This is a genomic window from Salmonella sp. 2020_1459 (assembly GCF_043847915.1).
In the GTDB taxonomy this organism is placed as follows: Bacteria; Pseudomonadota; Gammaproteobacteria; order Enterobacterales; family Enterobacteriaceae; genus Salmonella; species Salmonella enterica.
Genome location: NZ_JBCMFA010000001.1, coordinates 208,455 through 226,683 on the forward strand (window position 1 = coordinate 208,455; position 18,229 = coordinate 226,683).

At 51.1% G+C, this 18,229-nt stretch carries 18 protein-coding genes and 1 pseudogene; 7 read left to right on the forward strand and 12 right to left on the reverse strand.

Annotation, left to right across the window (positions count from 1 at the left end; genetic code table 11):
- Window positions 1–73: 73 nt before the first annotated feature.
- From pdeR to ACH0VJ_RS01150, 6 genes and pseudogenes are all read right to left on the reverse strand, one after another.
- Window positions 74–2,056: a cyclic di-GMP phosphodiesterase gene (pdeR, locus tag ACH0VJ_RS01125; RefSeq protein WP_023261751.1), complete on the reverse strand. Its 1,983-nt coding sequence runs from the start codon at window positions 2,054–2,056 to the stop codon at window positions 74–76.
- 261 nt (window positions 2,057–2,317) lie between these two features.
- Window positions 2,318–4,252, reverse strand: coding sequence for an exoribonuclease II (locus ACH0VJ_RS01130; protein ID WP_000485056.1), 1,935 nt, complete (start codon window positions 4,250–4,252; stop codon window positions 2,318–2,320).
- A 244-nt stretch (window positions 4,253–4,496) separates the two neighbouring features.
- Window positions 4,497–5,474 (reverse strand): annotated as a pseudogene (locus ACH0VJ_RS01135) (CMD domain-containing protein); the annotation flags it as partial.
- 199 nt (window positions 5,475–5,673) lie between these two features.
- Window positions 5,674–6,462 (reverse strand): enoyl-ACP reductase FabI, encoded by a 789-nt coding sequence (fabI, locus tag ACH0VJ_RS01140; protein ID WP_000506501.1) that lies wholly within the window; start codon window positions 6,460–6,462, stop codon window positions 5,674–5,676.
- Between the two features lie 117 nt (window positions 6,463–6,579).
- Window positions 6,580–6,879 carry a hypothetical protein gene (locus ACH0VJ_RS01145; protein WP_010989025.1) on the reverse strand — a complete coding sequence of 100 codons (300 nt, stop codon included), beginning with the start codon at window positions 6,877–6,879 and terminating at the stop codon, window positions 6,580–6,582.
- On the reverse strand, window positions 6,854–7,033 hold the full coding sequence (locus ACH0VJ_RS01150; protein ID WP_001535215.1) for a hypothetical protein: 180 nt from the start codon (window positions 7,031–7,033) through the stop codon (window positions 6,854–6,856). Before ACH0VJ_RS01150 ends, ACH0VJ_RS01145 begins: the two co-directional genes overlap by 26 nt.
- Before the next feature lie 34 nt (window positions 7,034–7,067).
- On the opposite strand from ACH0VJ_RS01150, the gene steC reads away from it, so the two are divergent.
- On the forward strand, window positions 7,068–8,441 hold the full coding sequence (gene steC, locus ACH0VJ_RS01155) for an SPI-2 type III secretion system effector kinase SteC (RefSeq protein WP_001116912.1): 1,374 nt from the start codon (window positions 7,068–7,070) through the stop codon (window positions 8,439–8,441).
- A 466-nt stretch (window positions 8,442–8,907) separates the two neighbouring features.
- Complete coding sequence (locus ACH0VJ_RS01160; protein ID WP_001268395.1) at window positions 8,908–9,615, forward strand: EAL domain-containing protein; 708 nt, start codon at window positions 8,908–8,910, stop codon at window positions 9,613–9,615.
- 15 nt (window positions 9,616–9,630) lie between these two features.
- Here ACH0VJ_RS01160 and sapF read toward each other — a convergent pair whose 3' ends face one another.
- The 6 genes from sapF to pspF all read right to left on the reverse strand — a co-directional run bounded on the left by sapF (window position 9,631) and on the right by pspF (window position 16,011).
- On the reverse strand, window positions 9,631–10,437 hold the full coding sequence (gene sapF / locus ACH0VJ_RS01165; RefSeq protein WP_000230462.1) for a peptide ABC transporter ATP-binding protein SapF: 807 nt from the start codon (window positions 10,435–10,437) through the stop codon (window positions 9,631–9,633).
- 1 nt (window position 10,438) lies between these two features.
- Window positions 10,439–11,431 carry a peptide ABC transporter ATP-binding protein SapD gene (gene sapD / locus ACH0VJ_RS01170; protein ID WP_001128869.1) on the reverse strand — a complete coding sequence of 331 codons (993 nt, stop codon included), beginning with the start codon at window positions 11,429–11,431 and terminating at the stop codon, window positions 10,439–10,441.
- The gene (sapC, locus tag ACH0VJ_RS01175) at window positions 11,431–12,321 is read right to left on the reverse strand and encodes a peptide ABC transporter permease SapC (protein ID WP_001146150.1); all 891 of its coding nucleotides are present in this window, start codon (window positions 12,319–12,321) and stop codon (window positions 11,431–11,433) included. Before sapC ends, sapD begins: the two co-directional genes overlap by 1 nt.
- Window positions 12,308–13,273: a peptide ABC transporter permease SapB gene (gene sapB / locus ACH0VJ_RS01180; RefSeq protein ID WP_000583298.1), complete on the reverse strand. Its 966-nt coding sequence runs from the start codon at window positions 13,271–13,273 to the stop codon at window positions 12,308–12,310. Before sapB ends, sapC begins: the two co-directional genes overlap by 14 nt.
- Window positions 13,270–14,919, reverse strand: coding sequence for a peptide ABC transporter substrate-binding protein SapA (gene sapA, locus ACH0VJ_RS01185; RefSeq protein WP_001241630.1), 1,650 nt, complete (start codon window positions 14,917–14,919; stop codon window positions 13,270–13,272). The genes sapB and sapA overlap by 4 nt, the downstream gene beginning before the upstream one ends.
- A gap of 111 nt (window positions 14,920–15,030) precedes the next feature.
- Entirely contained in the window at window positions 15,031–16,011 is a 981-nt protein-coding gene (gene pspF, locus ACH0VJ_RS01190) for a phage shock protein operon transcriptional activator (RefSeq protein ID WP_001738297.1), read from the reverse strand.
- 170 nt (window positions 16,012–16,181) lie between these two features.
- Here pspF and pspA point away from each other — a divergent pair, with 170 nt between their 5' ends.
- The 5 genes from pspA (at window position 16,182) to pspE (ending at window position 18,124) form a co-directional block, all read left to right on the forward strand.
- Window positions 16,182–16,850 carry a phage shock protein PspA gene (gene pspA, locus ACH0VJ_RS01195; protein ID WP_000510996.1) on the forward strand — a complete coding sequence of 223 codons (669 nt, stop codon included), beginning with the start codon at window positions 16,182–16,184 and terminating at the stop codon, window positions 16,848–16,850.
- A 59-nt stretch (window positions 16,851–16,909) separates the two neighbouring features.
- A complete protein-coding gene (gene pspB, locus ACH0VJ_RS01200; protein ID WP_001274953.1) occupies window positions 16,910–17,134 on the forward strand; it encodes an envelope stress response membrane protein PspB in 225 nt (74 codons plus the stop codon).
- Window positions 17,134–17,493, forward strand: coding sequence for an envelope stress response membrane protein PspC (gene pspC, locus ACH0VJ_RS01205; RefSeq protein ID WP_000508938.1), 360 nt, complete (start codon window positions 17,134–17,136; stop codon window positions 17,491–17,493). The genes pspB and pspC overlap by 1 nt, the downstream gene beginning before the upstream one ends.
- Window positions 17,494–17,515: 22 nt before the next feature.
- Window positions 17,516–17,734 carry a phage shock protein PspD gene (gene pspD / locus ACH0VJ_RS01210; protein ID WP_001097607.1) on the forward strand — a complete coding sequence of 73 codons (219 nt, stop codon included), beginning with the start codon at window positions 17,516–17,518 and terminating at the stop codon, window positions 17,732–17,734.
- 75 nt (window positions 17,735–17,809) lie between these two features.
- The gene (gene pspE / locus ACH0VJ_RS01215) at window positions 17,810–18,124 is read left to right on the forward strand and encodes a thiosulfate sulfurtransferase PspE (protein WP_000913428.1); all 315 of its coding nucleotides are present in this window, start codon (window positions 17,810–17,812) and stop codon (window positions 18,122–18,124) included.
- Window positions 18,125–18,229: the final 105 nt, after the last annotated feature.

The window sequence follows — 18,229 nt, forward strand, 5'->3', positions numbered from 1 at the left end:
TTAATCTGAAAAGAGAAGGGAAAAATAGGGCTATGCCTGTCTGCACAGGCTGTTCTCCCTATTATCGTCGCCATTAACGCATTTTTTTCGTCTGATAACGTTTGTACCAGCGTTCAAAAGAAACGGCGGGCATAGGTTTGGCGAATAAAAAGCCCTGTCGTTCATTGACGCCGTTTTTTGTCAGGAAGGCATCTTCTTTAGCATTTTCTACACCTTCGGCAATCACTTGTAAATTTAGCGCCTGAGCCACCGCGACAATCGCCCTAACCAGAGATTGCGACAGCGGTTGCTTATGGATATCTCTGACGAAAGCCTGATCCAGTTTAACGGCATCAATAGGGAACCGGGCGAGTTGAGAAAGCGAAGAATACCCTGTGCCAAAATCATCCAGATGAATCTGGGCGCCGAGCTGACTAAATTGCTGGATAACCGATAGCGCCAGCGTGTCGTTTTCGATCAGGCAGCTTTCCGTTAGCTCGACATCGATTGGGCAATACTCAAAATTCAGATCGTACAAAGCCTGTTTAAGCGCAGTAAAAAGCGTCTGGTCGGCCAGTTGTCGCGCCGAAAAGTTAACGGCTACGCGCAAGTTAATCCCCTTATCGCGCCATTTCGCAATCTGGCGAACTACATCCAGAATCACCCAGCGGCCCAGCGGGACGATGAGTCCTGACTCTTCGGCGTATGAGATGAACTCCAGCGGCGGAATTAATCCGCGTTCCGGCGATTGCCAGCGTACCAGCGCTTCCAGGCTACGTACTTCGCCGCGCCAGGTAATTTTGGGCTGATAGTGAATAAGTAACTGGTCGTTTTCCAGCGCTTTTCGCAGGTTTGTATCCAGCCAGTGATAGTCAAATACGCGCTGATTCATTTCCGGCGAAAAAACGCAGAACTGACCGCGGCCGCCTTCTTTGGCGTTATACATTGCGGTGTCGGCAGTGCGAATGAGACTTTCGCTGTCCTGTCCGTGCCGGGGGGCCAACGAAATGCCAATGGCGCATCCCGTGTAAACTTCAATGAGTCCAATACGAAACGGTTGCCGCAGACGGGTAAGGATTCGTGAGGCTACTGCTTCCAGCGCGGCCTGAGACGTATGGGCAGCGAGGACAATGAATTCATCTCCCCCCAGTCTGGCCAGCAATTGATCTTCCTCCAGACAACTCAACAGCGCCAGCGAAACGGCCTGTAAGAGCTGATCGCCAAACATATGCCCATAGGCGTCATTAATTTTCTTGAAATTATCCAGATCGAGATAAACGATACCCACCTGCGACTCGCCAGCCGAGGCAATAGCATGATTAATAAATTCATGAATAGCATTGCGATTGGGCAGGCCGGTGACGGTGTCTGTATTCGCCAGTATGCGTAAACGCTCCTGAGTCCGCCTTTCTTCGGTGATATCCGTGCCTGCGCAGATCAGGAAAATTTCGTTTTTTCCGCTACCGTTATGGACAAATTTATTACGAAATAAGAACAGGCGTTGACCTTTACGAGTCTTTATCCAGCGTTCGATTTCATAGGCATTGCCATTGCGAAAAAAATTCTCAATGTAGTGCCGGGAGGCAACCGCCTCCCGGCGACTCATAAATAATTTAAAGACGCTTTGACCAATTACATCTCGCTCTTTTAAGCCCGTGTACTCTTCGCATAACCGATTAAATCGACAGATTTTTCCCCGACTATCCAGTATCGCAATGACTGAGTTGGCTTCTGATACGATTTGCTCGGCAAAAGAGAGTTCCTGCGCCTGCGTTGGCGCGACGGCAGGCGTATCAGGCCAGGTTGCCAGGCTGCCAGCCCATTCACGGTTATTAATCTTACGGCCTACCAGGTGCACAGCGGTAACCTGTTTTTCTATCAACAACGTTATCAGCAGACTGGACGTAATCGCCGTTATTTCCCGGATACGCCCGGCTTGTTCCGGCGATAGCTCGACCGTTTTTTCTGTATCCGTTTCACCTGTCGGGGAGAGATACAGCACGTTGCGGTCATCAGCCAGACGCCAGTGAGAGTGAAGGGGATTTAGCGCCGTTTGTTCCTGAATCTGTTTCATCATGCGTACCATCCCATTTAAGCGCCAGGTGCCCGAAAAGAAAGGTTAGCCATGTTATAAATAAGGGTAATTATGGCTGAACGTATTGTTTTATCTATGTATTCATATGTAATCCAGATTCTGGAAAAAGCATAGTCGCCAGCTAAAAATAACAAGAAATGAGGCGCTTGAATAAGATTAAACTTAGAGCATGACGGAAGGGAGAAGAAGAAAAGAAACGGCCTTTGCCTTCTCAGCAAAGGCCGTTGAGCGAGCTAAGCGTGGTTACGCTGCCGGTCGGGCAATAATGCTGCGGGTTTCCATGCGAACTTCCGCAATAGTGACATCAATGACATCCGTCACTTTATAAACCGTCTCACCTTTAATCTGTACCGTACCGTTTTCCTGGCTGCATACCAGTTCATCGCGAACGGCGTGCAGGAACGGGGCAGGGATAAAGGCGATAGCGCCGTTATCGACCAGTCGCACGCGCATACCACCGCGGCTGACGTCAATAATTTCTGCCGCGAAACGGGTATTTGTCCCCGCCTTATCGTTAAGGAAGCGTGCATATAACCAGTCGCCGACATCGCGCTCCGCCATGCGGTTCAGGCGACGGCGTTCCGCCATTTGTTGGGTGATATCTTCCTGCGGACGCGCAATAGCTTCCCCCTTGATGACCGCTTTCAGCAGGCGATGGTTAATCATATCGCCATACTTACGGATGGGAGAAGTCCAGGTGGCGTAAGCCTCAAGGCCAAGACCGAAATGCGGCCCCGGCTCGGTGCTGATTTCCGCAAAAGACTGGAAGCGACGAATGCGGCTGTCAAGGAAACCGGAGGGCTGCGCATCCAGTTCGCGACGCAGTTTACAGAAGCCTTCCAGCGTCAGCACCTCTTCGGCATCGACATGCAGACCATGCGTTTTCAGCAGCGCGGCCAGCGCGTCGGCATTCGCGGGATCGAAGCCCGTATGTACGTTGTAAATACCGAAACCGAGCTTATCGCGCAGTACGCGCGCGGCGCAAAGGTTAGCGGCGATCATCGACTCTTCTACGATACGGTTAGCGATACGGCGCGGTTCCGCCACAATATCCAGTACTTCGCCTTTTTCGCCAAGCACAAAGCGGTAATCCGGGCGGTCTTTAAAGACTAACGCATGATGATGACGCCACTCACTGCGGCTTAGACAAATACGGTGCAACAGACGAATCTGCTGGGCAATGTCTTCGTTCTCCGGCTGCCAGGTGCCGTTATTTTCCAGCCAGTCGGAGACATTGTCGTACGCCAGCTTGGCCTTCGATTCGATGGTGGCCGCAAAAAAGGCGATATCATCGTCAATGGTGCCGTCCGCGGCGATGATCATGCGACAGGCGAGCGCCGGACGCACTTCGTTGGCGCGCAGCGAACACAGATCGTCAGACAGCTCACGCGGCAGCATAGGAATATTGAAGCCCGGCAGGTAGTTGGTGAAGGCGCGAATTTTCGCTGTGTTATCCAGCTTACTGCCTTCGGCAATCCAGGCGGTAGGATCGGCGATAGCCACCGTAAGCTGGAGTCTGCCGTCCGCTAATTCCTCAGCGTAAAGCGCGTCATCCATATCTTCAGTGCTGGCGCTATCGATAGTGACGAAATTCAGCGCGGTCAGATCCTGGCGCTCCAGCCCTTCGTCCAGCATCTCCGTCGCTACGCCGTTCGGCGCTTCTTTTTCCAGGTTGTGGCGGGCAAGCGTAACCCACCAGGGAACAAAGTGATCGTCGGCAAAGGTGATGTACTGCGTTAAATCGGCGTAAAACGAACGGTCGCCTTTAAGCGGATGGCGGCGCATTTCGGCAACCGCCCAGTCACCTTCTTTGAACTCATGCTGAACGCCGCGCGCGGCGCGGCAGGGAATCGCGTCTTTCAGCAACGGATGATCCGGCACGATGGACAGGCGGTCATTTTTACCCTGAACTTTTCCCACAAAACGCGTCAGGAACGGTTCGATCAGTTCTTCCGGCTCGGCAGACTCACGTTCTTTTTCCGTGTGGATGACCGCGACGATACGATCGCCATGCATCACTTTTTTCATCTGCGGCGGAGGAATGAAGTAGCTTTTTTGCGCGTCAACCTCAAGGAAGCCAAAGCCTTTTTCCGTGGCTTTTACGACCCCTTCAGCGCGCGGCGTCTGGGAATGCAGTTGCTGTTTAAGCTGCGCTAGCAGCGGGTTGTCCTGAAACATATTCGTCTATTTTCGTAGCCAAAAGAGCGGCTGACAGTTTTACGCGATTCTGCCTGGCGCAGCAAGCGCTCTTTCTGTAATGGATGAGTTAATAGGTTTCGCCCAACGCGATTTTTAAACGATTTAACCATCCGCACACGCCGCACCAGCCTAACATATTAATGGCCTGCTCCGATGAAACTCCCCTGGTGAGTAGCGGGAAAAAATGCGCGGCGCTAAAGCGATCGGGCGCTCTGGTGAGCCATTGTATCGCCTGTGTCAGCGCAGGCTCAAGTTCCCAACGAGCGATGTCGTCGTCTTCCTGGCGTAACGTGATAACAGCGCGGCGCCACGCGCCAGGTTGGGTTGCCTGTTCGTTAAAGCAGGCGGCGCTGCCGTTGATACGTGATGTGAGGAGCGTGATAAGTGGAAGTAAAGAAGGGGGCGACGCAGTGTGTAATGTACTGGTCAGTATGCGTTCGAGTAACGCGAATGAAGACGGATCGCGCATGAGTACCGGCGCCATCATTTGGCATTGTGAAGACGAATATTGCCGCCGAACTTTGGTATGGGCGGGAGGATATTCTACCAGACTGGCGGCGGGCCGCCATATCGTCTGGGGGTTTTGAAACCGCGCGGCCCTGGCAAAGCGCTGCATCTCCTGGCCGGGCAGTTCGCGCACGGGCAGACGGCAAAACGCCTGAAATATCGCCGCTACCCGCGCCTGAAAACCGATAAACCCAATGATCTGATTGATGAGTACGGTATCCCGGGCGGTTAATCCCACCTCTGCAAGCTGTTCGCGGGCCCGCGTATTGATAACGGAGGGGGAGCCGGCAAGCTGACGAGCGTATTGCGTAATTTGCGCCAGCCGTTGATTGCTCTCTCTTGAGGCGTCAGGGCCAGGTAGCGGCGCCAGACGCGCGGCATAATGGCGGCACAAACGCTGAACCCCAAATACCTGAGCGGCGGTCAGCGCGGTGCTCATACGTTCATAGGTGCTAAACGTATGAAGCCGGTCGTTGAGAACCGTGCGGGGAAATAAGACATCCGCCAACTGGCGAGCGGGCTTTAACCATGACTCAAAAGGCGTCAACGCGGTTTCTGCTACCGTTAAATCCAGTAAAAAACGATCGTTAACATACGCGGCTTCCGGCATCAGCGAAAGCGGGGGTTGTGACGACATAGTGGATTGTGTTTCATGATACCAGTGGCTTTTACCCGCTTTTCGGCATTGTTCCATAGGGTTTCCCGAGGATGAAATGGCGATCGATAATGATTCGGCGTCGGATCGTTTATGCTGGATTATCCTGGCGTATGCGGGAAAGGGATGAAAGATTGTTAGGTGATAACAAATATCAGAACGCTATATAACGAGATGAGCGGTGAGTGAGGGGAATGGGGCAGCACAGCCGTGCCGCCCGCTAATAAACTTAATGCGCTTACTTCAGTTCCAGTTCATTCATTGCCGCAATGCTGAACCCGCCGTCAACATGGACGACTTCGCCAGAAATGCCTGCCGAGAGATCGGAACACAGAAACGCCGCTGAGTTACCCACATCTTCAATGGTCACGGTGCGACGAATTGGCGTAACGGCTTCACAATGCGCCAGCATTTTACGGAAGTCTTTAATACCGGACGCCGCCAGCGTGCGGATTGGACCCGCAGAGATGGCGTTGACGCGAACGCCTTCCGGCCCCATTGCATTTGCCATATAACGCACGTTGGCTTCCAGAGAGGCTTTCGCCAGACCCATGACATTGTAGTTCGGGATGGCGCGCTCCGCTCCCAGATAAGACAAGGTCAACAGCGCAGAACCCGGATTCAGCATGGTGCGGCAGGCTTTCGCCATGGCAACAAAGCTGTAAGAGCTAATATCGTGAGCGATTTTAAAGCCTTCGCGGGTAACCGCATTAACATAATCGCCGTCCAGCTGATCGCCAGGCGCGAAACCGATCGAGTGTACAAAACCGTCAAATTTCGGCCAAACGTTACCCAGCTCCGCAAACATAGCGTCAATGCTGGCATCTTCAGCGACATCACACGGTAAAACGATGCTGGAACCCAGCTGGGCAGCAAATTCTTCTACGCGGCCTTTCAGTTTGTCGTTCTGGTAGGTGAACGCCAGTTCAGCTCCTTCGCGGTGCATCGCCTGTGCGATACCGTAGGCGATGGACAGTTTACTGGCCACGCCAGTGACCAGAATGCGCTTACCGGAAAGAAAACCCATAGCTTTAATCCTTATAGTCATTGCTTATTTTTTGCTTTTACGAACAATGGTTAACAGCAACTTTTCAACATTATTCGAAATTAGTCTGAAATTATATCCCACTCCTGGCCCCGTGTGTCACGCTATTTTTCCGCCGCTATCTCCGGCAGGTGACGTTCTAAAACCACACGGTAACGAAGTCCCTGAGGATTTTGAGCACTCCCCAGGGCCAAACTGGCAAATCAAAGAGTCTAATGGGACAGGCCCTACGGTGCAGTATACCAGCTGGTGTAAGGTTCGCCTCATCCAACCAGAGACACCGGGACGGATAGCAAGTACGATAGCGATGCGCTTTCCACCAGACAAATAAAGGTTCTGTAGGAAGCCTGAATATTCATCCAAATGGTTTACCTCACCTATTAGCGATGTTATGGACATGTAATTTTAACCAGCAAATGCTTAACAAAAATAATTTCTTTTTTAAGCGCTGAAGGTTTTCTCTATTTATTGATGCAGAGTAATACTGAATATGAAAAATTTTGGAAATCAGGTGATTACAGTAGTTACAAACCAGGTTTTTATATGTTTGCATGTGTATTATAATAAATTTTCAGAGGATGAGACATATGCCGTTTACATTTCATATCGGAAATCATAGTTGCCAGATATCAGAAAGGTATTTAAGAGATATCATCGATAATAAAAGAGAGCATGTTTTTTCAACGTGTGAGAAATTTATAGATTTTTTCAGGAATATATTTACCAGGCGAAGTTTAATTTCTGATTATAGAGAAATCTATAATCTACTGTGCCAAAAAAAAGAGCATCCCGATATTAAAGGGCCTTTCTCTCCAGGACCATTTTCGAAGCGAGATGAAGACTGTACACGATGGCGCCCCCTTCTTGGATATATTAAACTTATTGATGCCTCCAGGCCTGAAACAATAGATAAATACACTGTAGAGGTATTAGCACATCAAGAAAATATGTTACTACTACAGATGTTTTACGATGGAGTATTAGTGACCGAGACGGAGTGTTCTGAACGTTGCGTCGATTTTTTAAAAGAAACGATGTTTAATTATAATAACGGGGAAATTACGCTTGCCGCTTTGGGTAATGATAATCTACCGCCGAGCGAGGCAGGTAGTAATGGAATCTATGAGGCTTTTGAGCAACGTTTGATAGACTTCCTGACCACGCCCGCCACGGCGTCTGGTTATGAGAGCGGCGCTATTGATCAGACGGATGCATCACAACCAGCGGCAATAGAGGCGTTTATTAACTCGCCGGAGTTTCAGAAAAATATTCGCATGCGTGATATTGAAAAAAATAAAATAGGTAGCGGAAGTTATGGGACAGTCTATCGGTTACATGATGACTTTGTTGTTAAGATTCCAGTTAATGAGCGGGGAATAAAAGTGGATGTTAACTCTCAGGAACATCGTAATTGTCATCCTGAGCGTGTCAGTAAGTATTTGAATATGGCCAATGGCGACAAGAATTTTTCTCGTTCGGCCATCATGAATATTAATGGTAAAGACGTTACGGTTTTAGTTTCAAAATATATTCAAGGTCAGGAGTTCGATGTTGAAGATGAAGATAACTATCGAATGGCGGAGGAGCTTCTTAAATCCCGGGGGGTTTTTATGCATGATATAAATATCTTAGGTAATATTCTGATTAAAGAAGGGGTTCTTTTCTTTGTGGATGGCGATCAAATGGTGCTGTCACAAGAATCCCGGCAACAGCGAAGCGTTTCTCTTGCAACAAGGCAACTGGAAGAGCAAATTAAGGCCCATCACATGATAAAATTAAAGCGGGCCGAGACCGAAGGAGATACTGAAGATATTGAATATTATAAGTCACTTATTGCGGATCTTGATGCGTTAATCGGAGAGGAAGAACAGACACCTGCGCCAGGAAGACGTTTTAAACTAGCCGCGCCTGAGGAAGGGACTCTTGTGGCTAAGGTATTAAAGAATGAATTAAAAAAATAGCATTTAGTTCAGTTCTTTTCTGCGAATCGCCGGGGGCTCATTCGCTACAGATTTGCCGATCAATTATTGAGAGTTGCTATTCGCTTCAAGGTCGTTCGGGGGATCTGGACAGCCTGTAGCGGAGATGCAACTCGCCATTAGGGTTGGCGATGCCGCGCTGCCATAGTGGGTGAAATGCCACGCGATGGTGCAACACCATTAACTCGCCTTGATTTTTCCCCTCTGCCTGACAAGAAAAACATGGCTTTACGGATGGTCTCATGCCGTCGTATTAGCGTTGGTCGGCGTAGTATGTAAATTTCCTTATAGCAATAGAAGAACATTCTCAAAACATAAAATTAGCAAGTTATCATGAAGTTAACATATATTGTTTTTTTCGATCATTTTTTATATATTGATCGTTTTTATTGATTGATTTGCGTTAAAAGCGCATTATCAGGGAGTTAAGATCAAGTGGAGTGGTCACATGCGCTATTTTTTTATGGCAGAGCCGATAAGGGCAATGGAGGGGGATTTACTGGGCGTCGAAATTATTACCCATTTTGCATCGTCGCCCGCTCGTCCGCTACACCCTGAGTTTGTTATCTCGTCATGGGACAATTCGCAGAAGCGCCGTTTTCTGCTTGATCTGTTGCGGACAATCGCGGCCAAACATGGCTGGTTTCTACGCCACGGCCTATTCTGTATCGTAAATATTGATCGGGGTATGGCGCAGCTTGTCCTTCAGGATAAAGATATTCGCGCATTACTACACGCCATGCTATTTGTGGAGCTGCAGGTCGCTGAACATTTTTCATGTCAAGATAACGCCTTAATCGATCCTTTAATACACGCGCTTCATAAGCAACCTAATCCATTATGGCTGGGCGACCTGGGCGTAGGGAATGCAACCGCTGCGCCATTAGTTTGCGGGTGTTTTAGCGGCGTAAAACTTGATCGCAGCTTTTTTGTCTCACAAATTGAAAAAATGACGTTTCCGCTGCTTGTCAAACATATCCGGCGTTATTGTGACAAGATCGTGGTGGGGGGCCAGGAAAACACACGCTATTTGCCGGTGTTAAAAACGGCAGGCATTTGGGCAACCCAGGGCACGTTATTTCCTTCCGTTGCGTTAGAAGAGGTTGAAACATTGCTGTTGGGCAGTCGCATGAACACCCTCAGAGAATCGAACTGAGGGTATTTGTTTCGCTTAGCGATCCTTTCGCCATGCGTCAGCGGTCAGCGCCTCGCCAAAATGGCCTGCGATTAAACGGCGGGTAAGCTCATGTAGCGGAGAGGCGAGCACATCGGCGGTGCTGCCGCGTTCAACCACTTCCCCCTGATGCATCACTAATACCTGATCGCTAATATGTTTCATCATGCCGATATGCTGCGTGACATAGATATAGGAGATGCCTTGTTTTTCCTGCAATTCAAGCATCAGATTGATGAGCTGCGAGCGCATGGACATATCAAGCGAAGCCAGCGCTTCGTCCGCGATAATGACTTTAGGGCGTAAAATCAGCGCGCGGGCCAGGCCCAGACGCTGTTTCTGCCCCGGCGCCAGCATATGCGGGTAGTAGCTCACGTGATCGGGCAATAGCCCCACCATACGCATCGTCTCGACAATCTGTTTGCGCCGCTGTTCCGGCTCCAGATCGGTATTAAGGCGCAGGGGGAAGTCAAGGATCTGCGAAATACGTTGACGTGGATTCAGTGACGTTGAGGGGTCCTGAAAAATCATTCGAATACGTTGGCTTCGAAACGAATAGTCGCCGTAATGCAGGGGATGATCGTCAATAAGAAGCTCGCCGCTGGTGGGTTCAATCATGCCGGCCAGCATCTTCGCCAGCGTGGATTTGCCGGAACCGTTTTCGCCGATAATGGCCAGGGTCTGACGCTCACGAAGCGTAAAGCTTAATGGTTTCACGGCGTCGACGGTCTGGCGACGAAACCATCCTGTCCGGTAGCGAAAGGTTTTACTCAGGTTGCGCACTTCAAGCAGAGTTTCCACCATATCACTCTCTCTCCATATTCAGCGGAAAATGACAGGCATAGAGATGATTTTTCGCGCCGGTTAAGCGTGGCGTGATAATGCATTCTCGTTGCGCGTAAGGGCAGCGCGGCCCCAGACGACAACCTATCGGTAACTGCTCCAGTAGCGGGATCGCGCCCGGCAGCGTATTGAGACGGCTTTTATGCGGCATCGCGCTGCCAAAATCCGGAATCGCACGGATAAGCGCCTGCGTATAAGGATGATGTGGCGTCGTCACCAGATCTTTACTTGGCGCGGTTTCTACCGTCTGGCCGCAGTATAAAACGTTGATTTTGTCAGCCCACTGACTCAGCATTTGCAGGTCGTGGCTAATCAACAGAATGGTGGTATTACTGTTTTGATTCAGTCGCGTCAACAGGCGAAAAATTTGCGCCTGCGTCGTCGGTTCCATTGAGTTGGTGGGTTCATCAGCGATCAGGAGTCGCGGTTGATTCGCCAGCGCGATAGCGATCATAACTTTCTGACACTCGCCATCGGTCAGTTCATAGGGAAAACTGCGCATCGCGTCTTTATGATCTTTAATTCCCACTCGGTGCAGTAATTCAATTGCACGCCGTTTACGCCAGCCTAAACGCTGCCACCAGCGGCCTTTATAGGTCCAGGCGGGAATATTTTGCATTAACTGGCGGCCGACGCGTTCGGAAGGATCAAGGCACGACTGCGGCTCCTGGAAGATCATCGACACATTATGTCCGACCAGCTTACGCCGTTCACGTGAGGAGAGGCGCAGCAGATCGATATCATCAAAACGCATACGGTCGGCAGTGACTCGCCAGTTGTCTTTCGCGACGCCGCAAATAGCTTTAGCAATCAAGCTCTTTCCGGAACCCGATTCACCTACCAGGCCGCGAATTTCACCTTCGCTTAATGTCATACTGACGCGATCGACCGCTTTTACCCAACCTTCGCTGGTTTTAAATTCAATGGTGAGATTGCGGATATCCAGTAACGGCATTATTCCACCCCCGCAATAATCGCACGACGAATCCCATCTCCGAGCAGGTTTACCAGTAAAACACTGAGCGTTATCGCCGCGCCGGGTAGCATAACGGTCCACGGCGCGACATAGATTAGCTCCAGCGCATCCCCCAACATGGCGCCCCATTCAGGAGAGGGAAGCTGCGCGCCGAGATCTAAAAATCCCAGCGCGGCGATGTCCAGAATCGCCATCGACAGCGCCCGGGTAATTTCGGTGACCAGACCGGCGGTAATATTCGGTAAAATGGCGAACCACAGAATATTCAGCGTTGTCGCGCCATCCAGACGGGCGGCAATGACGTACTCTTTTTCCAGTTCATCATGCACCATGCTGTAGACGGAACGTACCATTCGCGGCAACAGGGCCAGCCAGACGGCAAACATCGCGTGTGACAGATGTGGGCCGGCAAATGCCACGACGATAATCGCCAGCAAGAGCGAAGGGATGGAAAGTAGCGTGTCCAGAATATGGTTCAGCACGGCAGAGCGTAAACCGTGCGTCGCGCCTGCCACTACGCCGAGGACTAATCCACATAGCGTAGCCGCCAGCGTTACGATAAACGCGCCGCCGACCGTGGGCGCCGCGCCGCTTAACAGGCGGCTCAGCACATCGCGCCCCAGATCGTCAGTCCCCAGAAAAAAGGAGACTTCGCCATAGCGTGACCAGGAGGGTGGCAGTAGCTGATAGCCCAGAAATTGCTGATCGATACCATAGGGCGCGATCCAGCCGCCAAAAATACACAGCAACGCCAGACCGGCGCATCCATACAGACCCACCATCGCAGGCGCGTCGCTATAAAATTTACGCCAGGCAGTGCGCAGGGTGCCTGGCGGGCGCTTTTCGCTGTATACGCTATCGTAAGGCATACCATTCCTTATGTTTCAGAGGGTTAGCCATAGCACCCAAAATATCGGAAATCACATTGACCACAATAACCAGCGACCCAATGACCATCACGCCAGCGGAAATAGCGGCATAGTCCTGCTGACGAATGGCATGAATTAACCATCGTCCCAGCCCTGGCCAGCTGAAAACCATTTCGGTAATCATCGCCAGCGTTAACATGGTTGAAAACTGCAGACCAAGACGGGGAATGACCGGCGGCAGCGCATTATGCAACACGTGACGACGTAAAATCGTAAAGCGCGACAAGCCGCGCGTGGCCGCCGCTTTAACGTAGTTCTGATCGTAGACCTCAATAGTGCTGATTCGCATCAGGCGGATCACTTCTGTGGTCGGCGCGACGGAAAGCGTGAGCACCGGTAAAACCATATGCCGTATGGCGCTCATTACCATTTCATCGCGCCACGGCGAATCTGAAATCCAGGCGTCAATGATGGCGAAACCGGTAACCGGTTTAACTTCATAAAGCAGGTCAAATCGCCCGGATACCGGCAGCCACCCCAGCGTGAGCGAAAAGAACAGTGTGAGCAGAAGCGCCAGCCAGAAAACCGGAATTGAGAAACCTAATAGCGCCAGCGCGCTGATAAAACGATCCGGCCATTTGCTACGCGTCACGCCAGCCAGCATCCCGACCGGGATGCCGACCATCAGCGCAAAACCAAAGGCGAGAATGCACAGCTCCATCGTGGCGGGAAACACCTCTTTAAGCTGTTCGGAGATCAGCTGGCCGTTAATGCTGGACACGCCAAAGTCCCAGTGCAGCAGACCGTTGAACCAGAAAACCCAGGCATTCCATAATGATGCGCCTTGTAGCGGCGCGTGCGGCGTAAAATAGCTCAGGCTAAAGCCGATAAAGGTCAGGAAGAATAGCGTCACCAGCAACAGCAATAACCGACGCAGGGTGAAGATAATCATGGTTTTTTCACCTCTTCGTGTTTTTCGCGGGAGACGCCGGCAAAAGACGCATTGCCGAACGGGCTTAACACCAGCCCTTTAATATCGTAGCGGTAAGCCTGCAGGCGTAGTGATGATGCCAGCGGCAGTATCGGCAGCTCTTTCTCCAGGATATTCTGCGCTTCCTCATACGCTTCTATGCGCGAAGCCAACTGCTGCGACGACAGTGCTTTACGCAGCACGCTGTCAAATTCAGGGTTACACCAGTGGGCGAAATTGGTTTGCGAATTGATGGCCGCACAGCTTAACAGTGGTCTGAAAAAGCTATCCGGATCGTTGCTGTCCGTGGCCCAGCCGGATAAGGTCAGATCGTGATTCATATCCATCAGGCGCGCCTCCTGAAAACGACCTTCAACCGGCACAATGACCACTTTTACGCCAACCTGCGCCATATCCGCCTGAATAAGCTCCGCCGTTTTTAGCGGACTTGGGTTCCAGGCCTGAGAACTGGTCGGCACCCAGAGATGCAGCGTAAGATTCTCAATGCCCAGCGCTTTTAGCTGTTCGCGCGATTTTTCCGGATTGTACTCCGTAATTTTGGCATCGTTACCGTAAGCCCATGAGGCTCTAGGTAAAATGGAGGCTGCGGTTTCCGCCGTGCCGTAATAAATCGACTGCATCAGACGCTGGTTGTTGATCGATAAGGCCAGCGCATGGCGCACTGCGGGATTATTCAACGGCGGCTTATCGGTGTTAAAGGCCAGATAGGCGATATTCATCCCCGGGCGCAACGTCAGACGTAAACGCGGATCGTCGCGTAAAATAGTTAGCTGGCTGGCGGCGGGCCAGGCCAGAACATCGCATTCACCGGTCAGTAATTTCGATAAACGCCCGGTACCGCCGGAGCCTAAATCCACCACCACTTGCGGCATCAGCGGTTTGCCGCGCCAAAACCCATCGTGGCGCTGGAGACGAATAAACTGCCCGGCACGGTACTCCGAAAGCTGGAAAGGCCCGGTGCCGACCGGTTGGCGGTCTAGCAGTTCCTGACGATCTTTTCGGCTAAGCTGCGCGGCGTACTCAGCGGACATGACGGAAGCGTAGTGTGTGGCCAGATGCCATAAAAAGGAGGCGTCTGGCTGCGTCAGGCGAAACTCAACGGTGTTATTGTCCAGCTTACGCACGCTTTTTACATTGTCGGCGAACTGTAGGCTATCAAAGTAGGGGAAGCTACTGCCGTTGATGTTATGCCACGGATGCCGACGATCAAAAATCCGCTGAAAGGTAAAGACGACATCATCAGCATTGAGTTTTCGGGTCGGCGTAAACCAGGCGGTTTTTTGAAAGGAAACGTCGCGGCGCAGGTGAAAACGGTACGTTGCCCCGTTATCCAGCACTTCCCAGCTTTCTGCCAGCTCTGGGACTAAACGATAAGTATAGGGATCGACATCCAACAGGCGGTCATATAACTGGGCGGCCAGGGTATCGACGATGAGGCCGCTGCTCGCTTTTTGCGGATTAAAGGTGTTGACCTGCCCGCTGACACAATACACAAAGCCGCTATCGCGAATATCTGCACTCGCAGTTTGTTCGGGCGCAGTCGCAGCCGTAGCCTGACTACTCAGTAGACCCGCTATCACGATCAGAGACGATAAAACCAGGCGCATAATAGTTAAGTTTTTGAAGTTCAATTTGCAAAGTGTATCGCACTTCGGCCCGCCACGTAAAAATGTCGGTGGATAACTGGCGTAAATGTCGTCAATTAGCCGGAGAAATAGCTAAAGCTGATGCTTTTTAAGCAAGGCGCGAAACTGGTGGTAGGTGAGCGCCAGCAAATCGGCGGCTCGTTTCTGGTTAAACTTCGCCTGCTGTAAGCTACGTTGCAGCAGCGCTTTTTCCTGTTGCAGTTGAAACTCACGTAATTTGAGCGGCAGGTCAGGCGTGACGGATGCCGCTGGCAGGGCGGGCGCGGGCGGTTCAGCGGGATGGCGTTGAAAAGGATCGATAACAATTTCATCCAAAGGTTGTTCACTACTGCCGTGGCGATACACTGAACGTTCGACTACGTTTTTCAGCTCGCGGACATTACCTGGCCAGGCGTAATGCAACAACGTTTCTTTTGCCCGATCGGTAAAACCGGGAAATAAGGGCAGACGTAGCTCACGACACATCTGAATAGCAAAGTGCTCGGCCATCAGCATGATATCGCTCTGGCGTTCGCGCAGCGGCGGCAGTTGTACAACATCAAAAGCCAGCCTGTCGAGCAGATCGGCACGAAATGTCCCTTCCTTCACCATGGCGGGTAAATCGGCATTAGTGGCGCATACTAATCGCACATTAACCTGTAACGGCTGGCTGCCGCCGACGCGCTCTAGCTCGCCATATTCAATCACCCGCAGCAGCTTTTCCTGTACCAGCATCGGCGCTGTCGCCAGTTCATCCAAAAACAGCGTGCCGCCATCGGCGCGTTCAAAGCGACCGGGATGGCGTTTTTGCGCCCCGGTAAAAGCACCCGCTTCATGACCAAACAGTTCGGAGTCCAGCAGATTTTCGTTAAGCGCTGCGCAGTTAAGCGAGATAAGCGGCCCCTGCCAGCGTGAAGAGAGATAGTGCAGGCGATTGGCGATAAGTTCTTTACCCGTCCCGCGTTCGCCAATAATCAGCACTGGCTTATCCAGCGGCGCGAGCCGGGAGACTTGTTCCAGTACTTCAAGAAAACGGTTTGCCTCGCCGAGCAGGTTATCTTTAAATTCAGCCATGATGAAAATCGCCACTTGTTAGTGTTTTTCACCACTTTATCCTTTTTTGCTGGCGAGGTAAAACGAAACAATTTCTTTATTATCAGTGACATGAAAAGTTGGCACGCAAATTGTATTAATCATGTAGCAGGGCATCGCCCGTTATCAGAACATTATGTGAGGATTGAATTATGGGTATTTTTTCTCGTTTTGCCGACATCGTGAACGCCAATATCAATGCGTTGTTGGAAAAAGCGGAAGATCCGCAGAAGCTGGTGCGCCTGATGATTCAGGAGATGGAAGATACGCTGGTGGAGGTTCGCTCGAACTCCGCGCGAGCTTTAGCGGAAAAGAAACAGTTATCCCGTCGTATTGAACAGGCTACGGCTCAGCAGATCGAGTGGCAGGAAAAAGCGGAACTGGCCCTGCGCAAAGATAAAGACGATCTGGCGCGCGCCGCATTGATTGAAAAACAAAAGCTGACCGATTTAATTGCTACGCTTGAACAGGAAGTCACGCTGGTGGATGACACGCTGGCGCGCATGAAGAAAGAGATTGGCGAGCTGGAAAACAAACTCAGCGAAACACGCGCTCGCCAGCAGGCGCTGATGCTGCGTCATCAGGCGGCGAGTTCTTCCCGCGATGTCCGTCGTCAGCTTGACAGCGGCAAACTGGATGAAGCCATGGCGCGGTTTGAATCCTTTGAACGTCGTATCGATCAAATGGAAGCGGAAGCGGAAAGCCATCGTTTTGGTAAGCAGCAATCGCTGGACCAACAGTTTGCCAACCTGAAAGCCGATGATGAAATCAGCGAGCAGCTTGCGCAGTTGAAAGCCAAAATGAAGCAAGATAATCAATAATGACAATGGCGGCGCCGATACGCGCCGTCGCTCATCAGCTTTAGGTGTAAGGAGAACGCATGAGCGCGCTATTTCTGGCCATCCCGTTAACCATTTTTGTGTTGTTTGTGTTACCGATTTGGCTGTGGCTGCATTACAGCAACCGCGCCGGTCGGGGAGAACTGTCGCAAAGCGAGCAGCAACGCTTACTGCAACTCACAGACGATGCGCAACGTATGCGCGAGCGCATTCAGGCGCTGGAAGACATTCTTGATGCAGAGCATCCGAACTGGAGAGAGCGCTAATGGGTGGAATCAATCTGAATAAAAAACTATGGCGTATGCCGCAAAAGGGCATGGTGCGTGGCGTTTGCGCCGGGATCGCCGACTACCTTGATGTACCGGTAAAACTGGTGCGTATTCTGGTCGTGCTGTCGATTTTCTTTGGGCTGGCGTTTTTTACCGTAGTGGCCTATATCGTTCTGTCTTTTGTACTGGACCCTATGCCGGATAATCTGGCCGCAGGCAAACCGCAGCCGACCAGCGGCGAACTGCTGGATACCGTAGACAGAGAGCTTGCCGCAGGCGAAAAGCGTTTGCGAGAAATGGAACGCTACGTCACGTCAGATACGTTCACACTGCGTAGTCGTTTCCGTCAACTGTAAGTGATATATCGGGAAGGTGAAGATGAATACTCGCTGGCAACGCGCCGGGCAGAAGGTGAAGCCCGGCTTCAAAATAGCAGGTAAGCTGGTTCTGTTGACCGCGTTACGCTACGGGCCTGCCGGCGTGGCGGGATGGGCGGTAAAATCCGTCGCCCGTCGTCCGCTAAAAATGTTGCTGGCGTTTGCGCTGGAGCCAGTACTTCGTAAGGCGGCGAATAAAATTTCGCAGCGTTACAAATAGCGAGTCTGGTCATAATATTTCGTTAAGCTCTGGCGTATAGTGTGTGCGAAATACATTACGTGTCAGGACGGAAGTATGTTGAAAAAAGGAATATTTGCGTTAGCGTTATTCATAGCCATGCCGCTTTATGCCGCAGAATACTGGATAGATGTCCGCATTCCGGAACAATATCAGCGAGAGCATATTCAGGGCGCGATTAATATCCCATTGAAGGAGATTAAATCTCATATCGAAACGGTAGTTCCAGACAGGAACGATACGGTAAAGTTATATTGCAACTCCGGACGACAGTCGGGCATGGCAAAACAAATGTTGCTTGATATGGGGTATACGCACGCGATGAATATGGGCGGTATCAGTCGTCTTGATATGCCGAAAGTAAAAAAATAGATAATCTATTGCTCAATACTCATACTAACCGCGGCGCTTAATGCGCCGTTGTTGATCTCTCCGGGTAGTTGATAATAACGTTTTTGCACATATCTATAACGCAGG

What these genes read in the sequence shown, in the direction of transcription:
- steC (WP_001116912.1), top strand. Translation starts at nt 7,068, where the DNA reads ATGCCGTTTACATTTCATATCGGAAATCATAGTTGCCAGATATCAGAA.
- ACH0VJ_RS01160 (WP_001268395.1), top strand. Translation starts at nt 8,908, where the DNA reads ATGCGCTATTTTTTTATGGCAGAGCCGATAAGGGCAATGGAGGGGGAT.
- sapF (WP_000230462.1), bottom strand. Translation starts at nt 10,437, where the DNA reads ATGGTGGAAACTCTGCTTGAAGTGCGCAACCTGAGTAAAACCTTTCGC.
- pspA (WP_000510996.1), top strand. Translation starts at nt 16,182, where the DNA reads ATGGGTATTTTTTCTCGTTTTGCCGACATCGTGAACGCCAATATCAAT.
- ACH0VJ_RS01150 (WP_001535215.1), bottom strand. Translation starts at nt 7,033, where the DNA reads ATGCAAACATATAAAAACCTGGTTTGTAACTACTGTAATCACCTGATT.
- sapA (WP_001241630.1), bottom strand. Translation starts at nt 14,919, where the DNA reads ATGCGCCTGGTTTTATCGTCTCTGATCGTGATAGCGGGTCTACTGAGT.
- sapD (WP_001128869.1), bottom strand. Translation starts at nt 11,431, where the DNA reads ATGCCGTTACTGGATATCCGCAATCTCACCATTGAATTTAAAACCAGC.
- ACH0VJ_RS01130 (WP_000485056.1), bottom strand. Translation starts at nt 4,252, where the DNA reads ATGTTTCAGGACAACCCGCTGCTAGCGCAGCTTAAACAGCAACTGCAT.
- ACH0VJ_RS01145 (WP_010989025.1), bottom strand. Translation starts at nt 6,879, where the DNA reads ATGTCCATAACATCGCTAATAGGTGAGGTAAACCATTTGGATGAATAT.
- pspE (WP_000913428.1), top strand. Translation starts at nt 17,810, where the DNA reads ATGTTGAAAAAAGGAATATTTGCGTTAGCGTTATTCATAGCCATGCCG.
- sapC (WP_001146150.1), bottom strand. Translation starts at nt 12,321, where the DNA reads ATGCCTTACGATAGCGTATACAGCGAAAAGCGCCCGCCAGGCACCCTG.
- pspD (WP_001097607.1), top strand. Translation starts at nt 17,516, where the DNA reads ATGAATACTCGCTGGCAACGCGCCGGGCAGAAGGTGAAGCCCGGCTTC.
- fabI (WP_000506501.1), bottom strand. Translation starts at nt 6,462, where the DNA reads ATGGGTTTTCTTTCCGGTAAGCGCATTCTGGTCACTGGCGTGGCCAGT.
- pspC (WP_000508938.1), top strand. Translation starts at nt 17,134, where the DNA reads ATGGGTGGAATCAATCTGAATAAAAAACTATGGCGTATGCCGCAAAAG.
- pdeR (WP_023261751.1), bottom strand. Translation starts at nt 2,056, where the DNA reads ATGATGAAACAGATTCAGGAACAAACGGCGCTAAATCCCCTTCACTCT.
- sapB (WP_000583298.1), bottom strand. Translation starts at nt 13,273, where the DNA reads ATGATTATCTTCACCCTGCGTCGGTTATTGCTGTTGCTGGTGACGCTA.
- pspB (WP_001274953.1), top strand. Translation starts at nt 16,910, where the DNA reads ATGAGCGCGCTATTTCTGGCCATCCCGTTAACCATTTTTGTGTTGTTT.
- pspF (WP_001738297.1), bottom strand. Translation starts at nt 16,011, where the DNA reads ATGGCTGAATTTAAAGATAACCTGCTCGGCGAGGCAAACCGTTTTCTT.